Origin of the sequence: Streptomyces sp. NPDC050636, from assembly GCF_040654775.1 — a bacterium.
Classification (GTDB): domain Bacteria; phylum Actinomycetota; class Actinomycetes; order Streptomycetales; family Streptomycetaceae; genus Streptomyces.
Genome location: NZ_JBFAIP010000154.1, coordinates 1 through 10,464, shown reverse-complemented (window position 1 = coordinate 10,464; position 10,464 = coordinate 1). Strand labels below are relative to the sequence as shown.

Here is a 10,464-nt window from a genome sequence, read left to right as displayed (position 1 = left end):
TCGTTGATGGAGCCGATGCTGGCGGACTTCCGGCGGGTCGCTGAGGGGCTGTCGTACGAGGCCCCGCGCATCCCGGTCGTCTCGAACGTGACCGGGCAGGTCGCCGCCGGGGAGCTGCTGTGCTCGGCGGAGTACTGGGTGCGGCACGTCCGCGAGACGGTCCGCTTCGCCGACGGGGTACGTGCCCTGGTGGCCGAAGGCGCGGCCGTGTTCCTGGAGTTGGGCCCCGACGGCGTACTGACCGCGATGGCCCAGCACAGCCTGGAGGAGCCCGCGACCGCCGTCCCGGCGCTGCGCAAGGACCGCCCCGAGGAGACGGCCCTGCTCACCGCCCTCGCGCGCCTCCACGTCGCGGGCGTCGAGGTGGACTGGTCCGGGCCCTTCACCGGCACCGGCGCCCGCCGTGTCGACCTGCCCACCTACCCCTTCCAGAGCGAGTGGTACTGGCCGGACGGCGCACCCGCGGAGAAGGCGCGGGCCGGGGCGCAGGACCCCGTGGACGCCGAGTTCTGGGCCGCGGTCGAGCGCGAGGATCTGCGCTCCCTGTCGGCCGACCTGGAGCTGGACGATGCTTCGCTGTCGGCGCTCGTACCCGCCCTGTCCGCCTGGCGCCGCAAGCGCGTGGAGAGGTCGACCGTCGACGGCTGGCGCTACCACGCGACCTTCAAGCCGCTGACCGGCACCGCGCCCGGCACGCTCACCGGGCCGTGGCTGGCGCTCGTCCCGGCGGGCGGCACCACCGAGGAGTGGACCGCCTCCGTGGTCGCGGCCCTCGGCGAGTCCGTCGTGACCGTCGAGGCCGACGGCGCCGCCGGTGGTGAATTGGCCGGGCGACTCGCCGAACTCGCGGCGGAGGACAGCGAGTTCGCGGGTGTGGTCTCCCTGCTCGCGGCCCCGTACACCGACACCGACACCGTCCCCGCCGGGGCGGCCTGGCCGGACGAGGCGGTACGGACACTGGCGGACGCCGGAATCGACGCCCCGCTGTGGTGCGTCACCCGGGGCGCGGTCCCGGTGGGCCGTGCGGAAGCGGAAGTGAACATCGCCCAGGCCCCGCTGTGGGGGATCGGTCGGGTGACGGCCCTGGACCACCCGGACCGCTGGGGCGGCCTGGTCGACGTACCGCAGGTGCTCGACCGGCGCTCGGCCGACCGGTTCCGCGCCGTCCTGTCCGGCGCGGTGGGCGAGGACCAGGTGGCGCTGCGGCCTTCCGGCCTCTTCGGGCGGCGGCTGGTGCGCGCCACGGCCGACACCTCCTCGGCCCCGTGGCGGCCGACCGGCACGGTCCTGGTCACCGGACCGGCGTCCGGCACCGGCGGACACTGCGCCCGCTGGCTCGCCGGACAGGGCGCCCGGCACCTGGTGCTGGCCGACCCCGCCACGCCGGACGCGGCCGAGCTGCGCACCGAACTCGCCGCCCTGGGCGCCGAGTTGACGCTGATCGCCTGCGCGCCGACCGACGGCGAGGCGCTGCTGGCCGCGCTCGCCTCGCTCCCGCAGGACGCGCCGGTCACCGCGGTGGTGCACGCCGACACCTACGGACCCGCCGCCGGCGAGCCGGGCGCCACCCTGGCCGCACTGCGCGCGGGCGTCGAGAGCCTGGCGGTCGTGGCCGACGCGGCGACCGGCGACCGTCCCCTGGACGCGTTCGTCCTCTTCTCCTCGATCGCCGGGACCTGGGGTGCCGGCGGCCGGGGCGCCGAGGCGGCCGCCGGAGCCCAACTCGACGCCTTGGCGGGCAAGTTGCGTGCACGCGGACTGCCCGCCCTGACGGTCTCCTGGAGCGGCTGGGCCGATACCACCGCCGACAGCCTGGCGGCCCACCTGCGGGTCAACGGGCTGCCCGCAATGGACCCCGCACGGGCCCTGACCGCACTCGCCCGCTCCGTCGACGCCTCGTCGGTGACCGTCGCCGACGTGCAGTGGGACCGGTTCGCACCGGCCTTCACCCGCAACCGGCGCAGCACCCTCTTCGCAGAGCTGCCCGAGGCCCGCGAGGCCCTGGCGGACTCCGGCGGCACCGAGCGGAGCATGCCGGGCACCTCCTCCGGACTCCGGGCCGAACTCGTGGCCCGCCCGGCCGCGGAGCGGACCGAACTCCTGCTGGCTCTGGTCCGTGCCGAGCTCGCCGCGGTCCTCGGCTTCGCCGACACCGATGCCGTCCCGGCCGGGCAGGCCTTCAAGGACCTCGGTCTCGACTCGCTGACCGCCGTCGACCTGCGTAACCAGCTCGCCACCGCGACGGGCCTGCCCCTGCCCGCCACCCTCGTCTTCGACTACCCCACGGCCGACGCGCTGGCCGACCACCTGCGCACCGAACTCCTTGGTGCGGACGGCGAAGAGCTGCCCGCCACCGCCACCGCGCGGGCACGGGGCTCCGTGGCCGAGGACCCGGTCGTCATCGTCGGCATGAGCTGCCGCTACCCGGGCGGGGTCCGCTCGCCCGAGGACCTGTGGCAGTTGGCCGTGGGAGAAGTGGACGCCATCGGCGGCTTCCCCGCCGACCGGGGCTGGGACCTGGACCGGCTGCTGCACGGCGACCGGGACGGCCGCGGCAGGACCGTCGCCCGGGAAGGCGGATTCCTCTACGACGTGGCGGACTTCGACCCCGGATTCTTCGGGATCTCGCCGCGCGAGGCCATGGTGATGGACCCGCAGCAGCGCATCCTCCTGGAAGTCGCCTGGGAGGCCCTGGAGCGCACCGGCATCGACCCCGCCCAGCTGCGCGGCGGCGACACCGGCGTGTTCATCGGCGGCGGCTCGGGCGACTACCGGCCCGAGGCGGGCCAGTTGGGCCACGCCCAGACCGCGCAGTCGGCGAGCCTGCTCTCCGGTCGGGTGTCCTACACCTTCGGCCTGGAAGGCCCCTCCGTCAGTGTCGACACGGCGTGCTCCTCGTCGCTGGTGGCCCTCCACCTGGCCGCCCAGGCCCTGCGCAACGGCGAGTGCTCCATCGCCCTGACCGGCGGTGTGACGGTGATGTCCAGCCCGGTGAACTTCATCGAGTTCGGGGAGCTGGGCGCCCTCGCGCCGGACGGCCGCTGCCGGGCCTTCGCCGACTCCGCGGGCGGCACCGGCTGGTCCGAGGGCGTGGGCGTCCTCGTCCTGGAACGGCTCTCGGACGCCCGCCGCAACGGGCATGAGGTCCTCGCCGTCCTGCGCGGCTCGGCGATCAACCAGGACGGCGCCAGCAACGGCATCACCGCGCCCAATGGCCCCTCGCAGCGCCGCGTCATCCGGCGGGCCCTGGCCGACGCCGGGCTGGCACCGGCCGACGTGGACGCGGTGGAGGCCCACGGCACCGGCACCACCCTCGGCGACCCCATCGAGGCGCAGGCGCTGCTGGCCACGTACGGACAGGACCGTGAACAGCCGCTGCTGCTGGGGTCGTTGAAGTCCAACATCGGCCACACCCAGGCGGCCGCCGGCGTCGCCGGTGTGATCAAGATGGTGCTGGCCATGCGCCACGGCGTGCTGCCCAGGACCCTGCACCTCGACGAGCCGTCGGCACATGTCGACTGGACCGCCGGTGCGGTGGAGCTGCTGGCGGACCGGGCCGACTGGCCCCGGACGGGCCGCCCCCGGCGGGCCGGCATCTCGGCCTTCGGTGCCAGCGGCACCAACTCCCACGTGATCATCGAGCAGTTCGAGCAGCCCGCCGGGGCCACACCCGACGGAACCGGAGCCGCGGGGGAGCCGCACGGCCCGCTGCCGGTGCCCGTATCGGCCGCCGCGCCGGAAGCCCTGCGGGCCCGGGCCCGGCAGCTGCACTCCTACGTGACCACCCGGCCCGAACTCACCACCGCCGGTCTCGCCCTGGCGCTGGCCACCACCCGCTCGGCCTTCGCACACCGGGCCACGGTCCTCGCCGAGAGCCGCGAGGACCTGCTCAACGGCCTGGCCGCGCTCGCCGACGGTACGACCTCGCCGCAGGTCGTACAGGGAGAGGTCGCGGCCCGCCGCGGCAAGCTCGCGGTGCTGTTCTCCGGCCAGGGCACCCAGCGACCGGGCATGGGCCGGGAGCTGTACTCCCGCTTCCCGGCGTTCGCCGAGGCCTTCGACGCGGTCACCGCGCACCTGGACGCCGAGCTCGAACGCCCCCTGCGGGACGTCGTGTTCGACGACGCGGAGCGGCTGAACGAGACCGGCTACACCCAGCCCGCGCTGTTCGCCATCGAGGTGGCACTGTTCCGGCTGGTCGAATCCTGGGGCATCCACCCGGACTTCGCCGCCGGGCACTCCGTCGGCGAGATCGCGGCGGCCCACGTGGCCGGGGTCTTCTCCCTCCCGGACGCGTGCAAGGTCGTGGCCGCACGGGCCCGGCTCATGAACGCCCTGCCCGCCGACGGCGCCATGGTCGCCGTCCAGGCCACCGAGGAAGAGGCACGGGCGCTGCTGACCGACGGAGTGTCGATCGCCGCGATCAACGGACCGCGGTCCGTGGTCCTCTCCGGCGACGAGACCGCCGTACTGGGCATCGCGGAGAAGTTCACCGCCGACGGGCGCAAGACTAGGCGTTTGCGGGTCAGCCATGCGTTCCACTCACTGCACATGGACGCCATTCTTGAGGACTTCCGACGGATCACCCGGAGCGTGGACTACCACGCCCCGCGGATCCCGCTCGTGTCCAATGTGACCGGCGAGGCGGCGACCGAACAGCAGGTGTGCTCCCCGGACTACTGGGTGCGCCACGTCCGCGAGGCCGTCCGCTTCGGCGACGGCATCCGTACCCTCGCCGAGCGGGGCGTGACCGCCTTCCTGGAGCTCGGCCCCGACGGCGGACTGTGCGCCATGGCCCAGGACACCCTCGACACCCTGTCCACGCGGGCGGTGACCGTACCGGCGCTGCGCAGGGACCGGGGCGAGCAGGAGTCCGTGGTCACCGCCCTCGCCCGGCTGTACGCCGACGGAGCGGCACCGGACTGGACGGCCCTGCTCGACGTCGCCCCGACCGCGCCCCGCAACACCGACCTGCCCACCTACCCCTTCCAGCACCAGCGGTACTGGCCGGCCGCCCAGCCGGCCACCGGCCCCGACGCGGCGCCCGGCGAGGACGACGGCTTCTGGTCGGCGGTGCGCGAGGCCGACTTCGCCTCGCTGGAGACGACACTGAACGTCGACGGCGACGCGCTGGCCAAGGTCCTCCCCGCGCTCGCGGACTGGCGCCGCCGGCGCGGCGAGGTGAACACCGTCGACGGCTGGCGGCAGCAGATCACCTGGCAGCCGCTCACCCTCCAGCCGACCCGCACTCCGGCGGGCACCTGGCTCGCCGTACTCCCGGCCGCGGGCGCCGACGACCCCTGGGCCGCCGACGCCGTCGCCGCCCTGGGCCCGGACACCGTACGCCTGGAAGCGCCCGGCCCCGACCGTGCCGAGCTGGCCGCGCGACTGCGCCAACTGGCCGCCGAAGGACACGAGTTCACCGGCGTGGTCTCCCTGCTCGCCCTCGCGTCCGCACCCGGACACGGTGCGGACGCCCCTGAAGGGCTGGCCCTGACCACCGCCCTGATCCAGGCGCTCGGCGACGCGGACCTCGCCGCACCCCTGTGGTGCGTCACCCGAGGCGCCGTGGCGGCCGCGCCCTCCGAGCCGGTACCCGGGCTCGGCCAGGCCGCCGTATGGGGTCTGGGACGGGTCGCGGCCCTGGAGCAGCCGCAGCGCTGGGGCGGCCTGATCGACCTGCCCGACACCCTCGACGAGCGCTCCGCCGCTCGCTTCGCCGAGGCCCTCGCGGCCCCCGGCGGCGAGGACCAGATCGCGATCCGGCCCGCCGCCGCCCTCGGCCGCAGGCTGGTACCCGTACCGGCCGGGCGCGGCACACAGGAGTGGAACCCCACCGGCACCGTCCTGATCACCGGCGGCACCGGAGCCCTGGGCGCCCACGTGGCACGCCGACTGGCCCGGGCGGGCGCCCGGCACCTGCTGCTCCTCAGCCGCAGGGGCGCCGACGCCCCCGGCGCGGACGGACTGCGGACCGAACTCACCGCACTGGGCGCCGAGGTCACCCTCGCCGCGTGCGACGCGGCGGACCGCGACGCGCTCGCCGAGGTCCTCGCCGACATCCCCGACCAGGCGCCCCTGACCGGCGTCGTCCACACCGCGGGCGTTCTGGACGACGGCGTCCTCGACAGCCTCACTCCGGACCGCTTCGAGGCCGTCTTCCGTGCCAAGGCCGCCTCGGCCCTGGCCCTGCACGACCTCACCCGGGACCTGGACCTGGCCGTGTTCGCCCTGTTCTCCTCGTCGTCCGGCGCGGTCGGCAACCCCGGCCAGGCCAACTACGCCGCCGCCAACGCCTACCTGGACGCCCTCGCCGAACAGCGCCGGGCCCAGGGCCTGGCCGCGACCTCCATCGCCTGGGGCGTATGGGGTGGCGGCGGAATGGCCGCCGAGAGCCGGGCGGCCGACGTGGCCCAGCGCACCGGGATCCGCCCGCTCGACCCGGACCTCGCCGTCGTGGCGCTGTGCCGGGCCGTCATGGACGGGCGGCCCACCGAGGTCGTCGCCGACATCGAACGCGACCGGTTCGTCAGCTCCTTCACCGCCGTACGGCCCAGCCCGCTCCTCGGCGAGCCGGCCGCCGCCGACGGGCACCACCCGGTGGGGGACACCGGCGAGCAGACCACCGGTGCCGCGCTGCGCGAGAAGCTGACGGGCCTGCCGCCCGCCAAGCGCTCCGCAGCCGTACTGGACCTGGTCCGCACCCGGGCCGCGGCCGTGCTGGGACACCCCACCGCCGACGCCGTGGGCGCCGACCGGGCGTTCCGTGACCTCGGCTTCGACTCCCTCAGCGCCGTCGAGCTGCGCAACCAGCTCGGCGCCGCGACCGGACTGGGCCTGCCCGCCACGCTGGTCTTCGACCACCCCAACCCCGCCGACCTGGCCACCCACATCCTGAGCCGGCTCGTCCCCGACGAGGGGCCCGGGGAGACGGCCGACGACGGCGATATGGACTCCTCCGGCATCAGGGCCCTGCTCGCCTCCGTCTCCGTGGCCCAGCTGCGCGAGATCGGCGTACTCGAACCCCTGATGAAGCTCGCCGAGCGGACCGCAGGGGCGGGCGGCGGGACGGCGGCCGGGACGGCGACGGACGCCTACGAGGAGTCGACGGACGCCTACGAGGAGTCGATCGACACGATGGACGTCGACGACCTCGTGCGAGCGGCACTGGACGGCGATGCCCAACTCGATGGCGATCCCCAACTCGTCGGCGAATCCTCCCTCAATGGCGATGCCTCCTCCGACGGCAATTCCCACCACGAGCGCTGAAAGAACGGACCATGACCACACCCAGCGAAAAAGTCGTCGCAGCTCTTCGCGCCTCGATGAAGGAAACCGAGTACCTGCGCCGGCAGAACCGCAAGCTCGTGGCCGCGGCCACCGAACCGATCGCGATCGTGGCGATGGGCTGCCACTACCCCGGCGGCGTGCACTCGCCCGAGGACCTGTGGGAGCTCCTGGCCGCGGGCAAGGACGCGATCGGCGCGTTCCCCGCGGACCGCGGCTGGGACCTGGACGCCCTGCGGGACGCCGGGGTCGACCAGCGCGGCAACGCCGTCAGCCAGGAAGGAGGCTTCCTCGACGGTGTGGGGGACTTCGACGCGGGCTTCTTCGGGATCTCGCCGCGCGAAGCCGTCACCATGGACCCCCAGCAGCGCTTGCTGCTGGAGACTTCCTGGGAGGCCGTCGAGCGCGCCGGAATCGACCCGACCACGCTGCGCGGCACCCGGACCGGCGTATTCATCGGCACCAACGGGCAGGACTACGCCTACCTCCTCGTACGTTCCCTGGCCGACGCCACCGGTGACATCGGCACCGGCATCGCCGCCAGCGCGACCTCCGGCCGCCTCTCCTACACCCTCGGCCTGGAAGGCCCTGCGGTGACTGTGGACACCGCCTGCTCTTCCTCGCTCGTGGCCCTGCACACGGCGGCCCACGCGCTGCGGGCCGGGGAATGTTCCCTGGCCCTGGTCGGGGGAGTGAACGTGATGTCCTCTCCCGGCTCCTTGATGGAGTTCAGCCGGCAGGGCGGGCTGGCGGCGGACGGCCGGTGCAAGGCGTTCTCGGACGCGGCCGACGGCACCGGCTGGTCCGAGGGCGTGGGCGTCCTCGTCGTCGAGCGCCTGTCCGACGCCCGCCGCAACGGCCACCCCGTCCTCGCCGTGGTGCGCGGCTCGGCCGTCAACCAGGACGGCGCCTCCAACGGCTTCACCGCCCCCAGTGGCCCCTCCCAGCAGCGGGTCATCCGACAGGCTCTGGCCGGTGCCGGGCTGTCGGCGTCGGATGTGGATGCGGTTGAGGCTCATGGCACCGGTACGAGTTTGGGTGACCCGATTGAGGCACAGGCGCTGTTGGCGACCTATGGCCAGGGTCGTGACCCCGAGCGCCCGCTGTTGCTGGGCTCGGTGAAGTCCAATCTCGGTCACACGCAGGCGGCGGCTGGGGTTGCGGGGCTTATCAAGATGGTTATGGCGATGCGGCATGGTGTCCTGCCGCAGACGCTGTATGCGGATGTGCCGTCGTCGCATGTGGATTGGGCGTCTGGTGCGGTGGAGTTGTTGTCGGAGTGTCGGGAGTGGCCGAAGGTGGATCGGCCGTGGCGGGCGGGTGTGTCGTCGTTCGGTATCAGCGGTACCAACGCGCACGTCATCATCGAGCAGGCGGAGCCGGCTGAGGAGCCGGAAACGACCCCGGAGCCGCTGCCCGATGTCGTGCCGTGGCCGGTGTCGGCGAGGTCCGAGGAAGCGCTGGCCGCACAGCTTGAGCGGATCACCGCAATGACCGGTCTGTCACCCCTCGACCTGGGCTTCTCGCTGGCGACCTCCCGGGCACACCTGGGGCACCGCGCGGTGCTGCTGGCCGAGGGCGACACGACCGTCGAAGTCGCGCGCGGCTTCGCCGAGGACGTCACCGGGAAGCTCGCGGTGTTGTTCTCGGGTCAGGGTGCGCAGCGGGTGGGGATGGGGCGGGAGTTGTATGGCCGGTTCCCGGTGTTCGCTGAGGCTTTGGATGCGGTGTTCGCCCACTTTGACGCTGTGTTGGATCGCCCGCTGCGGGAGGTGATGTTCGGCGATGCGGGAGGACTGGACGAGACCGGGTTCACCCAGCCTGCGTTGTTTGCCTTCGAGGTGGCGTTGTTCCGTCTGGTGGAGTCGTGGGGGGTTCGGCCGGACTTTGTGGCCGGGCATTCGATCGGCGAGATCGCGGCGGCGCATGTGGCCGGGGTGTTCTCGCTGGAGGATGCGTGCGCGTTGGTGGCGGCCAGGGCGCGGTTGATGCAGGCGCTTCCGGCGGGTGGTGCGATGGTCGCCGTCCAGGCCGCGGAGGGTGAGGTGGCCGGGCGTCTGGTGGACGGGGTTTCGCTGGCGGCGGTCAACGGTCCGCAGGCGGTCGTGATCGCTGGTGTGGAGGCCGAAGTCCTGGGCATTGCCGGGGAGTTCGCGGCCGAGGGGTGTAAGACGCAGCGGCTGTCGGTCAGTCATGCCTTCCACTCGCCGTTGATGGAGCCGATGCTGGCGGACTTCCGGCGGGTCGCCGAGAAGCTGTCGTACGAGGCCCCGCGCATCCCGGTCGTGTCGAATGTGACCGGTGAGCTGGGTACGGCGGAGTTGGTGTGCTCGGCCGAGTACTGGGTCCGGCACGTGCGCGAGACGGTGCGCTTCGGTGACGGCTTAGGCACCTTGGAGGCCGAAGGCGCGGCCGTGCTCCTGGAGTTGGGCCCCGATGGCGTACTGACCGCGATGGCCCAGCACAGCCTGGAGGAGACCGCGACCGCCATCCCGGCGCTGCGCAAGGGCCGCCCCGAGGAGACGGCCCTGCTCACCGCCCTCGCGCGCCTCCACGTCGCCGGCGTGGAGATCGACTGGTCAGCGCTCTTCGCCGGTACCGGCGCCCGCCGCCTCGACGTGCCGACCTATCCCTTCCAGCATGAGCGGTATTGGCCCCGGCCTGCTGCCCTCTCCGGGGATGTGACGGGTGCGGGGCTTCTCCCGGCCGAGCATCCGTTGTTGGGTGCGACGCTCACGCTCGCGGACTCTGGTGAGGTGCTGTTCACGGGGAGGCTGTCGTTGCAGACCTTCCCGTGGCTGACCGACCACGTCATGGGCGGCAGCGTCCTCTTTCCGGCCACCGGCTTTCTGGAACTGGCCATGCGTGCCGGTGACCACGTCGGCTGCGACCGGGTCGAGGAGTTCGTCCTGCTGGCCCCGCTGGTGCTGACCGAAGACAGCGCTGCACAGGTCCAGGTGCTGGTCTCCGCTCCCGACGAGACGGGGGCCCGTACGATCTCGGTGCACTCGCGCCCCGGCGGCATCCCCGACCTGCCGTGGGTGCAGCACGCCAACGGCACCCTGACCACCGGGGAGCGGATCGCGGACTTCGGTTCCCAGGTCTGGCCGCCGCAGGACGCGGTGGTCGTCGACCTGGAGGGCTTCTACGACGGGACGGGGTACTGTCCGGCGTTCC

2 protein-coding genes are annotated in these 10,464 nt (G+C 73.5%); both read left to right on the top strand.

Going from position 1 to position 10,464, the window contains the following annotated elements; all coding sequences use genetic code 11:
* Positions 1–15 precede the first annotated feature (15 nt).
* The gene (locus AB0I10_RS38720) at positions 16–7,269 is read left to right on the top strand and encodes a type I polyketide synthase (RefSeq protein ID WP_363157444.1); all 7,254 of its coding nucleotides are present in this window, start codon (positions 16–18) and stop codon (positions 7,267–7,269) included.
* A gap of 11 nt (positions 7,270–7,280) precedes the next feature.
* Positions 7,281–10,464 (top strand): type I polyketide synthase (locus AB0I10_RS38715; RefSeq protein ID WP_363157443.1); only part of this gene is annotated, 3,184 nt, incomplete at its 3' end.

Coding starts and splice junctions, on each gene's coding strand:
- AB0I10_RS38720 (WP_363157444.1), top strand. CDS start 16: ATGCTGGCGGACTTCCGGCGGGTCGCTGAGGGGCTGTCGTACGAGGCC.